This is a genomic window from Pseudoxanthomonas sp. JC1303 (genome assembly GCF_058448525.1).
Genome location: NZ_CP185958.1, coordinates 2,815,188 through 2,831,039, shown reverse-complemented (window position 1 = coordinate 2,831,039; position 15,852 = coordinate 2,815,188). Strand labels below are relative to the sequence as shown.

The 15,852-nt window shown below is 64.8% G+C and carries 10 protein-coding genes and 4 tRNA genes; 1 reads left to right on the top strand and 13 read right to left on the bottom strand.

Features of this window, described 5'->3' with window-relative positions; translation table 11 throughout:
* Positions 1 to 186: 186 nt before the first annotated feature.
* The 13 genes from rpoC to ACORQU_RS12585 form a co-directional block, all read right to left on the bottom strand.
* Positions 187 to 4,413: a DNA-directed RNA polymerase subunit beta' gene (rpoC, locus tag ACORQU_RS12645; protein ID WP_491641497.1), complete on the bottom strand. Its 4,227-nt coding sequence runs from the start codon at positions 4,411 to 4,413 to the stop codon at positions 187 to 189.
* A gap of 92 nt (positions 4,414 to 4,505) precedes the next feature.
* Entirely contained in the window at positions 4,506 to 8,663 is a 4,158-nt protein-coding gene (gene rpoB, locus ACORQU_RS12640; RefSeq protein ID WP_271644799.1) for a DNA-directed RNA polymerase subunit beta, read from the bottom strand.
* A 284-nt stretch (positions 8,664 to 8,947) separates the two neighbouring features.
* On the bottom strand, positions 8,948 to 9,316 hold the full coding sequence (gene rplL / locus ACORQU_RS12635; RefSeq protein ID WP_271644798.1) for a 50S ribosomal protein L7/L12: 369 nt from the start codon (positions 9,314 to 9,316) through the stop codon (positions 8,948 to 8,950).
* A 42-nt stretch (positions 9,317 to 9,358) separates the two neighbouring features.
* Positions 9,359 to 9,898, bottom strand: coding sequence for a 50S ribosomal protein L10 (rplJ, locus tag ACORQU_RS12630; protein WP_271644797.1), 540 nt, complete (start codon positions 9,896 to 9,898; stop codon positions 9,359 to 9,361).
* A 360-nt stretch (positions 9,899 to 10,258) separates the two neighbouring features.
* Complete coding sequence (gene rplA / locus ACORQU_RS12625; RefSeq protein WP_491641495.1) at positions 10,259 to 10,957, bottom strand: 50S ribosomal protein L1; 699 nt, start codon at positions 10,955 to 10,957, stop codon at positions 10,259 to 10,261.
* A gap of 5 nt (positions 10,958 to 10,962) precedes the next feature.
* On the bottom strand, positions 10,963 to 11,391 hold the full coding sequence (rplK, locus tag ACORQU_RS12620) for a 50S ribosomal protein L11 (protein WP_271644795.1): 429 nt from the start codon (positions 11,389 to 11,391) through the stop codon (positions 10,963 to 10,965).
* Positions 11,392 to 11,596: 205 nt separating this feature from the next.
* Positions 11,597 to 12,154 (bottom strand): transcription termination/antitermination protein NusG, encoded by a 558-nt coding sequence (nusG, locus tag ACORQU_RS12615; RefSeq protein WP_271644794.1) that lies wholly within the window; start codon positions 12,152 to 12,154, stop codon positions 11,597 to 11,599.
* Between the two features lie 13 nt (positions 12,155 to 12,167).
* Positions 12,168 to 12,563: a preprotein translocase subunit SecE gene (secE, locus tag ACORQU_RS12610; RefSeq protein ID WP_271644793.1), complete on the bottom strand. Its 396-nt coding sequence runs from the start codon at positions 12,561 to 12,563 to the stop codon at positions 12,168 to 12,170.
* Between the two features lie 62 nt (positions 12,564 to 12,625).
* Positions 12,626 to 12,701 (bottom strand) — tRNA-Trp (locus tag ACORQU_RS12605).
* A gap of 112 nt (positions 12,702 to 12,813) precedes the next feature.
* Positions 12,814 to 14,004, bottom strand: a complete 1,191-nt coding sequence (gene tuf, locus ACORQU_RS12600; RefSeq protein ID WP_271644792.1) for an elongation factor Tu — start codon at positions 14,002 to 14,004, stop codon at positions 12,814 to 12,816.
* 51 nt (positions 14,005 to 14,055) lie between these two features.
* Positions 14,056 to 14,131: transfer RNA gene (locus ACORQU_RS12595), tRNA-Thr, on the bottom strand.
* A 53-nt stretch (positions 14,132 to 14,184) separates the two neighbouring features.
* Positions 14,185 to 14,258: transfer RNA gene (locus tag ACORQU_RS12590), tRNA-Gly, on the bottom strand.
* A 29-nt stretch (positions 14,259 to 14,287) separates the two neighbouring features.
* Positions 14,288 to 14,373, bottom strand: a tRNA-Tyr gene (locus ACORQU_RS12585).
* Positions 14,374 to 14,685: 312 nt separating this feature from the next.
* On the opposite strand from ACORQU_RS12585, the gene ACORQU_RS12580 reads away from it, so the two are divergent.
* The gene (locus ACORQU_RS12580; protein ID WP_491641494.1) at positions 14,686 to 15,846 is read left to right on the top strand and encodes an isovaleryl-CoA dehydrogenase; all 1,161 of its coding nucleotides are present in this window, start codon (positions 14,686 to 14,688) and stop codon (positions 15,844 to 15,846) included.
* The last annotated feature ends 6 nt before the right edge of the window (positions 15,847 to 15,852 follow it).

Here is a 15,852-nt window from a genome sequence, read left to right as displayed (position 1 = left end):
AAACGACGGCAGGCCGTAGAAGCGGCCTGCCGAGACAGGAGAGTATAGCGGGCTTGAGAATTCGTCGTCAACCGACGCCTGCTCATGCCGTCTGGTCCATCCTGGGACCGGGACACGGGGCGCATCCCGCGCCCCCTTCCACTTGGTCCGGGACGGCCCTGAGGCCGCCCGGCAACTTGCGACTGCTTACTGCTGCTCGGCGCCGCTTTCCGATTCGGCCTCACCGGCCTCGACCACCGTTTCGGCAGCGGCCGGCCCGGACAGAGCGGCCATTTCCGACTCGGTCAGACCCGAGGCATTGCGACGGCGCTGACTGTGGTAGGTCAGGCCGGTACCGGCCGGGATCAGGCGGCCGACGATGACGTTCTCCTTCAGGCCGCGCAGGCCGTCACGGGTTCCGCGCACGGCGGCCTCGGTCAGCACGCGCGTGGTCTCCTGGAAGGAGGCCGCGGAGATGAACGACTCGGTCGCCAAGGAGGCCTTGGTGATGCCCAGCAGGACCGGATCGGACTGGGCCGGCAGCTCGTTGCGGGCCACCAGCTTGGCGTTCTCCTCGATCATGCGCTGCTTCTCGACCTGCTCGCCAGCCAGGAACTTGCTGTTGCCCGCGTCGGTGATTTCCACCTTGCGCAGCATCTGGCGGGTGATCACCTCGATGTGCTTGTCGTTGATCTTCACACCCTGCAGGCGGTAGACGTCCTGGATTTCCTTGACCAGGTAGGCGGCCAGCGGCTCGACACCCAGCAGGCGCAGGATGTCCTGCGGGCTCGGCTCGCCGTCCACGATCGTCTCGCCCTTGGCCACGTGCTCGCCTTCGAACACGATGATCTGGCGGAACTTGGGAATCAGCTCCTCGTGCTCGGTGCCGTCGGTGTCCTTGATGATCAGGCGCTGCTTGCCCTTGGTGTCCTTGCCGAAGCTGATGATGCCCGAGCGCTCGGCCAGGATCGCCGGATCCTTGGGCTTGCGTGCCTCGAACAGGTCGGCCACGCGCGGCAGACCACCGGTGATGTCGCGGGTCTTGGACGCTTCCTGCGGCACCTTGGTCACCACGTCGCCCACGCCGACGGCCGCACCGTCCTGCAGGTTGACGATCGAGCGCGGCGGCAGCAGGTACTGCGCCGGCAGATCGGTGCCCGGGATGTTCAGGTCGTTGCCGTCCTTGTCCACGATACGCACCAGCGGACGCAGGTCCTTGCCCTGCGAGCCACGACGCTTGGGATCGGTGATCTCGCGCGAGGCCAGGCCGGTCAGTTCGTCGGTCTTCTCGATGACGGTGATGCCGTCGACGAAATCCACGAAGCGCACGAAACCGGCCACTTCCGACACGATCGGGTGGTTATGCGGATCCCAGTTGGCCACGGTCTGGCCAGCCTTGACCGCATCGCCGTCCTTGACGGTGATGTTGGCGCCGTAGGTCAGCTTGTAGCGCTCGCGCTCGCGGCCATGGGCGTCGAGCACCGACAGCTCACCCGAACGCGACACCGCCACCAGCGAGCCGTTGGCGTGCTCGACCGACTTGAGGTTGTTGAACTTCACCGAACCGGTGGTCTTGACCGTGATGTTGTCCACCGCGGCGGCACGCGAAGCGGCACCACCGATGTGGAAGGTACGCATGGTCAGCTGGGTGCCGGGCTCGCCGATCGACTGGGCGGCGATGACGCCGACCGCTTCGCCGATGTTGACGATGTGGCCACGGGCCAGGTCGCGACCGTAGCAATGCGAGCACACGCCGAACTCGGACTGGCAGGTGATCGTCGAACGCACCTTCAGCGTCTGCACGCCGGCGTCCTCGAGCTTCTGCACCCAGGCTTCGTCCAGCAGGGTGTTGCGGGTAACGATCGGATCCTCATCGTCGCCAGGCAGGTACACGTCTTCGGCCACGATGCGGCCCAGCACGCGCTCGCGCAACGGCTCGACCACGTCGCCGCCTTCCACGATCGGGGTCATGGTCAGGCCTTCGCTGGTCCCGCAGTCGACCTCGGTGATCACCACGTCCTGGGCCACGTCGACCAGGCGACGGGTCAGGTAACCGGAGTTGGCGGTCTTCAGCGCGGTATCGGCCAGACCCTTACGGGCGCCGTGGGTGGAGTTGAAGTACTCCTGCACGTTCAGGCCTTCGCGGAAGTTCGCCTTGATGGGCGTCTCGATGATCGAGCCATCCGGACGGGCCATCAGCCCGCGCATGCCGGCCAGCTGGCGGATCTGCGCCTGGCTACCACGGGCACCGGAGTCGGCCATGATGTACAGCGAGTTCATGGACTTCTCGTTGATGGTCTCGCCCTTGGCGTTTTCCACCTTGTCGGTACCGATGGTGTCCATCATCGCCTTGGCGATGCGCTCGTTGGTGCGCGACCAGATGTCCACGACCTTGTTGTAGCGCTCGCCAGCGGTGACCAGACCGGACTGGTACTGCTCCTGGATCTCCAGCACTTCCTGCTCGGCTTCGCCCAGGATGCCCTTCTTCTCATCCGGGATGACCATGTCGTCGATACCGATCGACACGCCCGCGCGGGTGGCGTAGTGGAAGCCGGTGTACATCAGCTTGTCGGCGAACACGACCGTGTCCTTCAGCCCCAGACGACGGTAGCTGGAGTTGATCAGGCGCGAGATGTTCTTCTTGGTCAGGTCGGTGTTGGCCAGCGCGAAGGGCAGGCCCTCGGGCAGGATTTCGGCCAGCAGCGCACGCCCGACCGTGGTCTCCACGATCGAGGTCTTCTTCTCGCGGCCACCCTGCTCGTCGATCACCGTCTCGGTGATGCGCACCTTGACCTTGGCGTGCAGCTGCACGACACGGTTGTCATAGGCGCGCTTCACCTCGGCGATGTTGGCGAACACCATGCCCTCGCCTGCCTTGTTCTCCAGCGAGCGGGTCATGTAGTACAGGCCCAGCACCACGTCCTGCGAGGGCACGATGATCGGCTCGCCGTTGGCCGGCGACAGGATGTTGTTGGAGGACATCATCAGCGCACGCGCTTCCAGCTGGGCTTCCAGCGAGAGCGGCACGTGGACGGCCATCTGGTCACCGTCGAAGTCGGCGTTGAAGGCGGTACACACCAGCGGGTGCAGCTGGATGGCCTTGCCTTCGATCAGCACCGGCTCGAACGCCTGGATGCCCAGGCGGTGCAGGGTCGGGGCGCGGTTCAGCAGCACCGGGTGCTCGCGGATGACTTCTTCCAGGATGTCCCAGACCTCGCCTTCCTCGCGCTCGACCAGCTTCTTGGCGGCCTTGATGGTGGTGGCCAGGCCGCGACGCTGCAGCTTGGCGAACACGAACGGCTTGAACAGTTCCAGGGCCATCTTCTTGGGCAGGCCGCACTGGTGCAGCTTGAGGTACGGGCCGACCACGATGACCGAACGGCCCGAGTAGTCCACGCGCTTGCCGAGCAGGTTCTGGCGGAAGCGGCCCTGCTTGCCCTTGATCATGTCGGCCAGCGACTTCAGCGGGCGCTTGTTGGTGCCGGTGATGGCCCGGCCGCGACGGCCGTTGTCCATCAGGGCGTCAACCGACTCCTGCAGCATGCGCTTTTCGTTGCGCACGATGATGTCCGGGGCATTGAGCTCCAGCAGGCGGCGCAGACGGTTGTTGCGGTTGATGACGCGGCGGTACAGGTCGTTCAGGTCGGAGGTCGCGAAGCGGCCACCATCCAGCGGCACCAGCGGACGCAGGTCCGGCGGCAGCACCGGCAGGACGGTCATGACCATCCATTCCGGGCGGTTGCCCGACTCCAGGAACGCCTCGACCAGCTTGATGCGCTTGGTCAGTCGCTTGAGCTTGGTCTCAGAACCGGTGGCGGCGATTTCCTCGCGCAGCTTGACCATCTCGGCCTGCAGGTCGATGTGGCGCAGCAGTTCGAACACGGCCTCGGCGCCCATGGCGGCGTCGAAGTCGTCACCGTGCTCCTGGCGCGCGGTCATGTACTGCTCTTCGGTCAGCAGCTGGCGGCTTTCCAGCGGGGTCAGGCCCGGCTCGGTCACCACGTAGGCTTCGAAGTACAGCACGCGCTCGATGTCGCGCAGGGTCATGTCCAGCATCAGGCCGATGCGCGAGGGCAGCGACTTGAGGAACCAGATGTGGGCGACCGGCGAGGCCAGGTCGATGTGGCCCATGCGCTCGCGGCGCACCTTGGCCAGGGTCACTTCGGTGCCGCACTTTTCGCAGACCACGCCGCGGTGCTTCATGCGCTTGTACTTGCCGCACAGGCACTCGTAGTCCTTGATCGGGCCGAAGATGGCCGCGCAGAACAGGCCGTCACGCTCCGGCTTGAAGGTGCGGTAGTTGATGGTTTCCGGCTTCTTCACTTCGCCGAAGGACCACGAGCGGATCAGGTCCGGCGAGGCCAGCGCGATCTTGATCGCGTCGAAGTCCAGGGTCTGGCGCTGCTGGTTGAAGAGGTTGAGCAGGTCTTTCATTTTGGTTCTCCCTCAGGAGGAATGCTTGTCGATGGACTGGTCGAAAGGGGACGTTCCGGCGCGGCGGCGAGGCCATCGCGCCGGCAGCGCGATCAGTTGTCTTCCAGCTCCATGTTGATGGCCAGCGAGCGGATTTCCTTCACCAACACGTTGAAGGATTCCGGCATGCCCGCGACCATCTCGTGTTCGCCATCGACGATGTTCTTGTACATCTGGTTGCGGCCCTGCACGTCGTCGGACTTGACGGTCAGCATTTCCTGCAGGGTGTGCGCCGCGCCGTAGGCTTCCAGCGCCCAGACTTCCATTTCACCGAAGCGCTGACCACCGAACTGCGCCTTACCGCCCAGCGGCTGCTGGGTGACCAGGGAGTACGGGCCGGTCGAACGGGCGTGCATCTTGTCGTCGACCAGGTGGTTCAGCTTGAGCATGTGCATGTAGCCCACGGTCACCTTGCGCTCGAAGCCCTCGCCGGTGCGACCGTCGTAAAGCTGGGTCTGGCCGCTGGTCGGCAGGTCGGCGAGCTGCAGCATGTGCTTGATCTCGCTCTCGGCCGCGCCGTCGAACACCGGGGTCGCCATCGGCACGCCATCGGTCAGGTTCTTGGCCAGGGCGATCAGCTCATCGTCGCTGAACTGCGACAGGTCCACGCGGTCCTCGCCCAGCTTCTGGTCGTGGTTGTAGATCTGCGCCAGGAAGGCGCGCAGGTCGTTGACCGCGGCCTGGGCTTCCAGCATGCCCTGGATCTTGCGACCCAGGCCCTTGGCGGCCCAGCCCAGGTGGACTTCCAGCACCTGGCCGATGTTCATGCGCGAAGGCACGCCCAGCGGGTTCAGCACGATGTCCACGGTCTCGCCGGTGGCCATGTACGGCATGTCTTCCACCGGCACGATGGTCGACACCACACCCTTGTTGCCGTGGCGGCCGGCCATCTTGTCGCCCGGCTGGATGCGGCGCTTCACGGCCAGGAACACCTTGACCATCTTCAGCACGCCCGGAGCGAGGTCGTCACCGGCGGTGATCTTGCCGCGCTTGTCGGCGAAGCGACGCTCGAACTCCTTCTCGTGCACCTGGATCTGCTTCTGGGCGCGCTCGATGGCGTCGGCGGCGTCGTCATCCTTCATGCGGATGGCGAACCAGTCGGACTTCTTCAGGCCGTCCAGGTAGGCATCGGTGATGGTGTCGCCCTTCTTCAGGCCGGCACCGCCGTTGGCGACCTTGCCCACCAGCTGCGTCTTGAGGCGCGCGAAGATCGCGTTCTCCAGGATGCGGAACTGGTCGTCGAAGTCCTTCTTGACGCGCTTGATCTCGGAGTCCTCGATCTGGCGCGCGCGCTTGTCCTTCTCGATGCCGTCGCGGGTGAAGACCTGCACGTCGATGACCACGCCGTCCATGCCCGGGGGCACACGCAGCGAGCTGTCCTTCACGTCCGAGGCCTTCTCGCCGAAGATCGCACGCAGCAGCTTTTCTTCCGGGGTCAGCTGGCTCTCGCCCTTCGGCGTGACCTTGCCGACCAGGATGTCGCCGGCACGCACTTCGGCGCCGATGTACACCACGCCGGACTCGTCGAGGCGGTTCAGCGCGCTCTCCGAGACGTTCGGGATGTCGGCCGAGATCTCTTCCGGTCCCAGCTTGGTGTCGCGCGCCTGGACGGTCAGCTCTTCGATGTGGATCGTGGTGTAGCGATCCTCTTCCACCACGCGCTCGGAGAGCAGGATGGAGTCTTCGAAGTTGTAGCCGTTCCAGGGCATGAACGCGATCAGCATGTTCTGGCCCAGGGCCAGCTCGCCGATGTCGGTGGACGGGCCGTCGGCCAGCACGTCGCCGCGCGCGACCACGTCACCCACGTTCACCAGCGGGGTCTGGTTGATACAGGTGTTCTGGTTGGAGCGGGTGTACTTGATCAGGTTGTAGATATCCACGCCGGCATCCTGCTCGCCGACGATCTCCTCTTCGTTGACCTTGACCACCACGCGAGCCGCGTCGATCTGCTCGATCACGCCGCCGCGACGGGCATTGACCGTCACGCCCGAGTCGCGCGCCACGGCGCGCTCGATGCCGGTGCCGACCAGCGGCTTCTGCGAACGCAGGGTCGGAACGGCCTGGCGTTGCATGTTGGCGCCCATGAGCGCGCGGTTGGCGTCATCGTGCTCCAGGAACGGCACCAGCGCCGCGGCGATGGAGACGGTCTGCATGGGCGAGACGTCCATGAAGTCCACGTCCGCCGGCGGCTTCAGCAGCGACTCGCCCTGGAAGCGGCACGGTACGAACAGCTCGGTCAGCCTGCTCTTGGAGTCATGCAGCGCATTGGCCTGGGCGATGACGTACTCGTTTTCCTCGATGGCCGACAGGTACTCGATCTCGTCGGTGATCTGGCCGTCCACGACCTTGCGGTACGGCGTCTCCAGGAAGCCGTAGGCGTTGGTGCGGGCATACACCGCCAGCGAGTTGATCAGGCCGATGTTCGGGCCTTCCGGCGTCTCGATGGTGCAGACGCGGCCGTAGTGGGTCGGGTGCACGTCGCGCACTTCGAAGCCGGCGCGTTCGCGGGTCAGGCCGCCCGGGCCCAGAGCCGAGACGCGGCGCTTGTGGGTGACTTCCGACAGCGGGTTGTTCTGGTCCATGAACTGGGACAGCTGCGAGGAGCCGAAGAACTCCTTGATCGCGGCGGCCACCGGCTTGGCGTTGATCAGCTCCTGCGGGGTCAGGCCTTCGGACTCGGCCATCGACAGGCGCTCCTTGACCGCGCGCTCGACGCGGACCAGGCCCACGCGGAACACGTTCTCGGCCATTTCGCCGACCGAACGCACGCGACGGTTACCCAGGTGGTCGATGTCGTCGACCACGCCGCGGCCGTTGCGGATCTCGGTCAGGACCTTGATCACTTCCAGGATGTCCGAGCTCTCACCGTTGGTGGCGACCAGACGCTTGGACTCTTCGTCGTTGCGCACGCTGTAGTACTTGTGGTCGTACAGCACCGACTCGCCGGTGGTTTCCTTGCGGCCCACGCGACGGTTGAACTTCATGCGGCCGACGCTGGACAGGTCGTAGCGCTCGAAGGTGAAGAACAGGTTGTGGAACAGGTTCTGCGCGGCGTCCTTGGTCGGCGGCTCGCCCGGACGCATCATGCGGTAGATCTCGACCAGCGCCTCGAGCTGAGTCTTGGTCGGATCGATGCGCAGGGTGTTGGACAGGTACGGACCGCGGTCCAGATCGTTCACCCACAGGGTGCCGACGGTTTCCACGCCGGCCTTGCGGAACGCAGCCAGCTGGTCGTCGGTGATCTCGTCATTGGCGTTGGCCAGCAGTTCGCCGGTGGCAGCGTCGACCACGTCGTGCGAGAGGATGCGGCCGACCAGGTACTCGTCGGGCACGCCCAAGCCTTCGATGCCGGAGGCTTCCAGCTGCTTGACGTGACGCGCGGTGATGCGCTTGCCGGCTTCGACGATGACCTTGTCGCCATCGGCCAGGTCGAAGTTCAGCGTCTCGCCGCGCAGGCGCTCGGGCACCAGCTCCAGCTGCACGCCTTCCTTGGGATCGATGTGGAAGGTGTTGATCTCGAAGAACTGGTTGAGCATCTCCTCGTTGGAGTAGCCCAGCGCACGCAGCAGGATCGAGACCGGCAGCTTGCGGCGACGGTCGATACGGGTGAACAGCGCGTCCTTCGGGTCGAACTCGAAGTCCAGCCACGAGCCGCGGTAAGGAATGATGCGGGCGCTGTACAGCAGCTTGCCCGAGCTGTGGGTCTTGCCACGGTCGTGGTCGAAGAACACACCCGGCGAACGGTGCAGCTGCGAAACGATGACGCGCTCGGTGCCGTTGACGATGAAGGTACCGTTGTCGGTCATCAGCGGGATTTCGCCCAGATAGACCTCCTGCTCCTTCACGTACTTGATCGCCTTGGTCGACGACTCACGGTCGTAGATCACCAGGCGCACGGTCACGCGCAGCGGCGCGCCGTAGCTCATGCCACGCTGGCGGCACTCGCGCTCGTCGAAGGCCGGCTCGCCGAGCTTGTAGCCCACGTACTCCAGGGCGGCGTTGCCCGAGTAGCTGGCGATCGGGAAGACCGACTTGAGGGCGGCGTGCAGGCCACGGTCGTCGCGCTTGGCGGCGTCAACGTGCTCCTGCAGGAACTCGCGATAGGAATCGACCTGGATGGCGAGCAGGAACGGGACCTCGAGGATCGACCGCTGCTTGCCGAAATCCTTGCGGATGCGCTTCTTTTCGGTGAACGAGTATGTCGTCGACATGGGACATTGCCTCTGGCATCTGGGGGCCACGCGTCCGTGACCCCGGGGAACATTCTTTCGAATGGGAAGAACTGTCAGTTGGAAGTCGCTGGTATTGCCGGCACCAGCACGCCATCTCCCGCTACTTCCAACTACCAACTCGTGGATTTTTGGCCACCGCTTGGATGGCGAAACTACGACTGCTAGTTGTGTACCGCCTACCGCACTTCAACAACGACCGAAGGCCAGGGGCTTTCGCCCCCGGCCTTTGGATGTCGCCGATGGAACCTGGCGACGGATTTTGATTACTTCAGCTCGACGGTCGCGCCAGCGGCCTCGAGGTCCTTCTTTGCCTTCTCGGCGTCTTCCTTCGACAGGCCTTCCTTCAGGACGCCACCGGCCTCGGTGAGGTCCTTGGCTTCCTTCAGGCCCAGGCCGGTGATGGCGCGGACAGCCTTGATGACGTCGACCTTCTTGGCGCCGGCTTCCTTCAGCACGACGTTGAACTCGGTCTGCTCTTCGACGGCAGCGGCCGGGCCGGCGGCGGCAGCCACGGCAACCGGGGCGGCGGCGGAGACGCCGAACTTGTCTTCGATCGCCTTGACCAGCTCCATGACTTCCATGAGGGTCTTTTCAGCGATGGCGTCGACGATCTGTTCGTTGGACAGGGACATTGTGATTACCTTCGGTCAAATTTCTGGAATGGGTTACGGGAATTAAGCCGTTTCAGCCGGGGCTTCTGCCTCGGCCGGCGCTGCTTCGTCGCCACCGCCCTGCTTGTCGGCCACGGCCTTGACGGCACGGGCGAACATCGTGGCGGGTTCGGCCAGCGCACGGGCCACCATGGCCAGGGCCTGGTCGAGCGTGGGCAGCGAAGCCAGCACGTCGACGTGGCTGGCCGGGTACAGCTGGCCACCGACGGCGACCACCTTGGCCTGCAGCTTGTCGTTGCTCTTGGCGAATTCCTTGATCAGGCGACCGGCAGCGCCGGGCTCCTCGGTCGAGAACGCGTACAGCAGCGGGCCGACCAACGAGTCCTTGGTGCACTCGTATTCGGTACCTTCCACTGCACGGGCGGCCAAGGTGTTCTTGACGACCCGCAGGTACACGCCGGACTCGCGCGCCTGCTTGCGCATCGCGGTCATCTGGGAGACCGTGGTGCCTGCGTACTCGGCGGCGATCAAGGAGTGCGCCTTGGCGGCGACTTCTGCCAGCTCGGCGACAACTTCTTGCTTCTGGGACAGATTGAGAGCCATTAATCACTCCTCTTGTGAACTCCGCTCACGGCTCCTGCCGTTTGCGGTCCAGGGCAGCATCCATCCTGGACGCCGGGGATGCCTTCGCATCCCAACTGGTGGCCTTATCACCCGGCCCCCGAAACGGGAAACCAGAAAAACCGATGAAGGCGGCACCATCTGCGCGGGCTGGCATCAAGCCAATCAAGCAGTCCCGCTAACGCCGACGCCGAATCCTTGCCAGGACCGAGCTTCCCTGCCCGTCGTCGGAGCGCGCTGACCGCACCTGCGGTCTTTGACGGCTTTCTTCGGGCCTTGCAGCCCTCCGATCGCCCTCAAGCACAACCCCGGTGGCAGGTCGCCCCGCCACCGGTTACAGCATTACTTCAGGCTCAGCGAGGACTGGTCCACGGTCACGCCGGGGCCCATGGTCGAGCTGAGCGAGATCTTCTGCAGGTACTGACCCTTGGCGGTGGACGGCTTGGCCTTCACCAGGTCGGCCAGCAGCGCCTGCAGGTTGGTCTTCAGCGCGTCGTCCTCGAAGGACGCCTTGCCGATGGTGCAGTGGATGATGCCCGCCTTGTCGGTGCGGTAGCGCACCTGACCGGACTTGGCATTCTTCACCGCTTCGGCCGGGTTCGGGGACACGGTGCCGACCTTGGGGTTCGGCATCAGGCCGCGCGGACCCAGGAGCTGGCCCAGCTTACCCACCACGCGCATGGCGTCCGGGGTGGCGATGACCACGTCGTAGTTCAGGTCGCCGGCCTGCATCTTCTCGGCCAGGTCGTCCATGCCGACCGCTTCGGCGCCGGCAGCCAGGGCCTCGTCGGCCTTCGCGCCAGCCGGGGCGAACACGGCCACACGGACCGACTTGCCGGTACCGGCCGGCAGCACGGTCGAACCGCGCACCTGCTGGTCGGACTTCTTCGCGTCCACGCCCAGGCGGACAGCCACGTCGATGGACTCGACGAACTTGGCCTTCACGGCGCCCTTCAGGATCTGCAGGGCCTCGTCAACGGCGTAGGCCTTGCCCGGGGTCACGGCGGCCAGGATGGCCTTCTGTCGCTTGTTCATTGCCATTGTCTTTAGCCCTCGACCGTCAGACCCATGGAACGGGCCGAGCCCGCAATCGTACGCACTGCGGCATCCAGGTCGGCCGCCGTCAGGTCGGGCTCCTTCGCCTTGGCGATCTCTTCCAGCTGGGCACGGGTGACCTTGCCCACCTTTTCGGTGTTCGGACGCTTGGAACCGGACTGGATGCCCACGGCCTTCTTCAGCAGGATCGACGCCGGCGGCGTCTTGGTGATGAAGGTGAAGGTACGGTCCGAATAGGCGGTGATCACCACCGGAATCGGCAGACCCGGCTCGAGCTTCTGCGTGGCGGCGTTGAACGCCTTGCAGAACTCCATGATGTTCAGGCCGCGCTGACCCAGCGCAGGACCGACCGGCGGCGAGGGATTGGCCTGACCGGCCTTCACCTGCAGCTTGATGTAACCAATGACTTTCTTTGCCATTTCAATGCTCTCCGGGTGCTAGCGCCTGGAAGACAGGCTCCCCATCGGATCGGGAAAATCACGCGTCCCGACATCGCGTTTCTCGTCGCGCGAAAGGCCGCCCTCGCGGGCGGCCAGTGCGGATGCCCGGCTCGACCGGACAGGGAGCCGCGCACTATAGCAGGTTTTGAGGCCTCTCGCGCAACGCGCCAGAGGCCAGGGGAATTCAGGCCTTTTCGACCTGGCCGAATTCCAGCTCCACCGGGGTCGAGCGACCGAAGATGAGCACGGCCACGCGCAGGCGGCTCTTCTCGTAATTGACTTCCTCGACCACGCCGTTGAAGTCGTTGAACGGGCCATCGACCACGCGCACCATCTCGCCGGGCTCGAACAGCACCTTGGGCCGGGGCTTTTCGACACCTTCCTGAACACGATCCAGGATGGCCGCCGCCTCTTCGTCGCGAATCGGGAGCGGGCGATCGGCCGTGCCGCCAATGAAGCCCAGCACCTTGTTGGTGTCCTTCACCAGATGCCAGGACTCATTGTCGATGCGCGGAATGCCCGCCTCGTCCTGGGTCTCGATCTGGACCAGCACGTAGCCGGGGAAGAACTTGCGCTCGGAACGCCGCTTCTGGCCGGCGCGCATTTCCACGACCTCTTCGGTCGGGACCAGCACGTCGCCGAAGCGCTCTTCCATGCCATCGCGCACGATGCGGTCGCGCAGCGCCTGCGCCACGGACTTCTCGAAGCCTGAATAGGCATGTACCACGTACCAACGCTTCACTGCGACGCTCTCCTCAACGGCCCATCGTGAACAGTTTCTCGACCATCCATTGGATGACGAAATCGAAGCCCGCCAGAATCAGGCTGAGGATCACCACGACCACCATGACCACCCAGGTCATCCGCAGCGATTCCTGACGGGTTGGCCACACGACCTTGCGCAGCTCGAAACGCGACTCGGACAGGAATTCGACCGTGTCCTTGCCCTTGGCGGTCGCAATGAAGACCGCGGCACCTGCCACCAGACCGACCACGACGGCCAGCGCACGCAACGGTGTGGCCCACTGTCCGGCGAACCACCACCACACCACCAGCCCAGCCACCACCAGCGCGGCCGCGGCCACGTACTTGGCGATATCGCCACCGGACGTACCTGTCGCCGTCTTGGATTGTTGGATCTTGCTGTTCATTGAAGTCGGGTGTGCCGCCTTGCACTGCGCCGCCGCCTGCGGCGACGGAACTTACGGGGCAGTGGCACGCCAGGAGGGACTCGAACCCCCAACCTGCGGTTTTGGAGACCGCTGCTCTGCCAATTGAGCTACTGGCGTACGGAACCTGCTGAAAGTGTTGCCCTTAGACGGCGAAGGCGGACCGAGGTTCCCGGCCCGCCATTCGCGTCACTTCCGGCGATGCGGGATCGCCGGATCGCTGGACCTTAGCTTACTTGATGACCTTGGCCACCACGCCGGCGCCGACCGTACGGCCACCTTCGCGGATCGCGAAGCGCAGGCCGTCGTCCATCGCCACCGGGTTGATCAGGGTGACCTTCATCTTCACGTTGTCGCCCGGCATCACCATCTCGGTGCCTTCCGGCAGCTCGATCGCACCGGTGATGTCGGTGGTGCGGAAGTAGAACTGCGGACGGTAGCCCTTGAAGAACGGGGTATGACGGCCACCCTCGTCCTTGGACAGCACGTACACCTCGGCCTCGAACTCGGTGTGCGGGGTGATCGAACCCGGCTTGGCCAGCACCTGGCCGCGCTCGACGTCGTCACGCTTGGTGCCGCGCAGCAGCAGACCGGCGTTGTCGCCTGCCTGGCCCTGGTCCAGCAGCTTGCGGAACATTTCCACGCCGGTCACGGTGGTCTTCTGGGTCGGGCGGATACCGACGATCTCGATTTCCTCGCCCACCTTGATCACACCGCGCTCGATACGACCGGTCACCACGGTGCCGCGGCCAGAGATCGAGAACACGTCTTCCACCGGCATCAGGAAGGTCTTATCCACGTCGCGCTCGGGCGTCGGGATGAAGGTGTCCAGCGCCTCGACCAGCTTCAGGATCGCCGGCACGCCGATCTCGCTCTGGTCGCCTTCCAGCGCCAGGCGGGCCGAACCGTGGATGATCGGGGTGTCATCGCCCGGGAAGTCGTACTTGCTCAACAGCTCGCGCACTTCCATTTCCACCAGCTCGAGCAGCTCGGCGTCGTCCACCATGTCGGCCTTGTTCAGGAACACGACGATGTACGGCACGCCGACCTGACGCGACAGCAGGATGTGCTCGCGGGTCTGCGGCATCGGGCCGTCGGCGGCCGAGCACACCAGGATCGCGCCGTCCATCTGGGCCGCACCGGTGATCATGTTCTTCACGTAGTCGGCGTGGCCCGGGCAGTCCACGTGGGCGTAGTGGCGGTTGTCCGATTCGTATTCCACGTGCGCGGTGGAGATCGTGATGCCGCGCGCCTTCTCTTCCGGCGCCGCGTCGATCGACGAATAATCCTTGAACTCGCCACCGAAACGCTCGGCACCCACCTTGGTCAGTGCGGCGGTCAGCGTGGTCTTGCCATGGTCAACGTGACCGATGGTGCCCACGTTCACGTGCGGCTTGGTGCGCTCGAACTTACCCTTTGCCATGGCTGCTTATTCTCGGATCGTTAGATAAGAGGATGAAACGTACTGCTTGGATGGTGCTCACGAAAGGAATCGAACCTTCGACCTCCTCCTTACCAAGGAGGTGCTCTACCGACTGAGCTACGTGAGCGTGAAACCTGGTGTTGCTGCGATACATCTGGCGACGATGGAGCACATGTTCAATGGAGCGGGAGACGGGAATCGAACCCGCACCATCAGCTTGGAAGGCTGAGGTTCTACCGTTGAACTACTCCCGCGCCGGGGTACCGCAACAACACAAAACTTTTGGTGGAGGGAGGTGGATTCGAACCACCGAAGGCGTAAGCCAGCAGATTTACAGTCTGCCCCCGTTGGCCGCTTGGGTATCCCTCCGGATGACGCTTGTGTCCGGCCTTTCGGGCCGGGGTGAAACAGCCGGTGATTCTGGCGTGAGATCCGCGAGCTGTCAACGACTGCGCGCGATTTTCCACCAGGCCCACCGCTGCGCCCGAAGCGGACGCATCCTCGCCTTGGAGGCGAGTCCTCACGGCGGCCGGCCGTGGGGGCGCGCATTGTGGCAGGCAACCGCGCCGACGGGAAGCACCTTGATGCTGCCCCGCAGCGTGCACCTTGCCGGCGCGCACGTCAGCCTGCCCCGCTTTTGCCCCGCCGCACTCCGTGTGGCGCACGATCCCACAGGACCTCATGAGCCCGGATTTCAGTTTCGACCTCGGTGAAGACATCGACCAACTGCGCAGTGCCGTGCGCGATTTCGCCTCCCGCATCATCGCGCCACTGGCTGACACGGCCGACCGCGACAACGCGTTTCCCAACGCGCTGTGGCCCCAACTGGGCGAGATGGGCCTGCTGGGCCTGACGGTGGAGGAGGAGTATGGCGGCAGCGGCTTGGGGTATCTGGCCCACGTGGTGGCCATGGAGGAAATCTCCCGCGCCTGCTCAGCCATTGGGCTGTCCTACGGAGCCCATTCCAACCTGTGCGTGAACCAGCTGCGCAAGAACGGCACGGCGCAACAGAAGTCACGCTACCTGCCAGGGTTGGTGAGCGGCGAGCACATCGGCGCGCTGGCAATGAGCGAGGCCGGCGCGGGCTCTGACGTGGTGGGCATGAAATTGCGTGCGGACAAGCACGGAGATTGCTACGTTCTCAACGGCAGCAAGATGTGGATCACCAACGGGCCGGACGCGCACACCCTGGTGGTCTACGCCAAGACCGATCCGCAGGCCGGTCCGCGCGGGATCACCGCCTTCATCGTCGAGCGCGGATTCAAGGGATTTTCCACCGCACAGAAGCTGGACAAGCTGGGCATGCGCGGATCCAACACCTGCGAACTGGTGTTCAACGACTGCGAGGTCCCCGAGGAGAACATCCTGGGCGGCCTCAACCAGGGCGTGAAGGTGCTGATGTCCGGCCTGGACTACGAGCGCATCGTGCTCTCCGGGGGCCCACTGGGCATCATGGCCGCCAGCCTGGACGCGGTGCTGCCCTACGTGCGCGAACGTCGTCAGTTCGGCCGGCCGATCGGCGAGTTCGAGCTGATGCAGGGCAAGCTGGCCGACATGTACGTCGGCTTCAACGCCTGTCGCGCCTACGTCTATGCGGTGGCCAAAGCCTGTGACCGCGGCGAGACCACGCGCAAGGACGCGGCCGGGGCGATCCTGTACAGCGCCGAGAAGGCCACCTGGATGGCCGGCCAGGCCATCCAGGCCCTGGGCGGCAACGGCTACATCAACGATTACCCCACCGGCCGCCTGTGGCGCGATGCCAAGCTGTACGAGATCGGCGCCGGCACGTCGGAGATCCGGCGCATGCTGATCGGCCGCGAACTGGTCGGAACCAAGGCATAAGGACAT

Excerpts from the sequence above, each read along its gene's own strand:
- rpoB (WP_271644799.1), bottom strand. The coding sequence starts at position 8,663 with ATGTCGACGACATACTCGTTCACCGAAAAGAAGCGCATCCGCAAGGAT.
- rplA (WP_491641495.1), bottom strand. The coding sequence starts at position 10,957 with ATGGCAATGAACAAGCGACAGAAGGCCATCCTGGCCGCCGTGACCCCG.
- tuf (WP_271644792.1), bottom strand. The coding sequence starts at position 14,004 with ATGGCAAAGGGTAAGTTCGAGCGCACCAAGCCGCACGTGAACGTGGGC.
- rplJ (WP_271644797.1), bottom strand. The coding sequence starts at position 9,898 with ATGGCTCTCAATCTGTCCCAGAAGCAAGAAGTTGTCGCCGAGCTGGCA.
- secE (WP_271644793.1), bottom strand. The coding sequence starts at position 12,563 with ATGAACAGCAAGATCCAACAATCCAAGACGGCGACAGGTACGTCCGGT.
- rpoC (WP_491641497.1), bottom strand. The coding sequence starts at position 4,413 with ATGAAAGACCTGCTCAACCTCTTCAACCAGCAGCGCCAGACCCTGGAC.
- rplL (WP_271644798.1), bottom strand. The coding sequence starts at position 9,316 with ATGTCCCTGTCCAACGAACAGATCGTCGACGCCATCGCTGAAAAGACC.
- rplK (WP_271644795.1), bottom strand. The coding sequence starts at position 11,391 with ATGGCAAAGAAAGTCATTGGTTACATCAAGCTGCAGGTGAAGGCCGGT.
- ACORQU_RS12580 (WP_491641494.1), top strand. The coding sequence starts at position 14,686 with ATGAGCCCGGATTTCAGTTTCGACCTCGGTGAAGACATCGACCAACTG.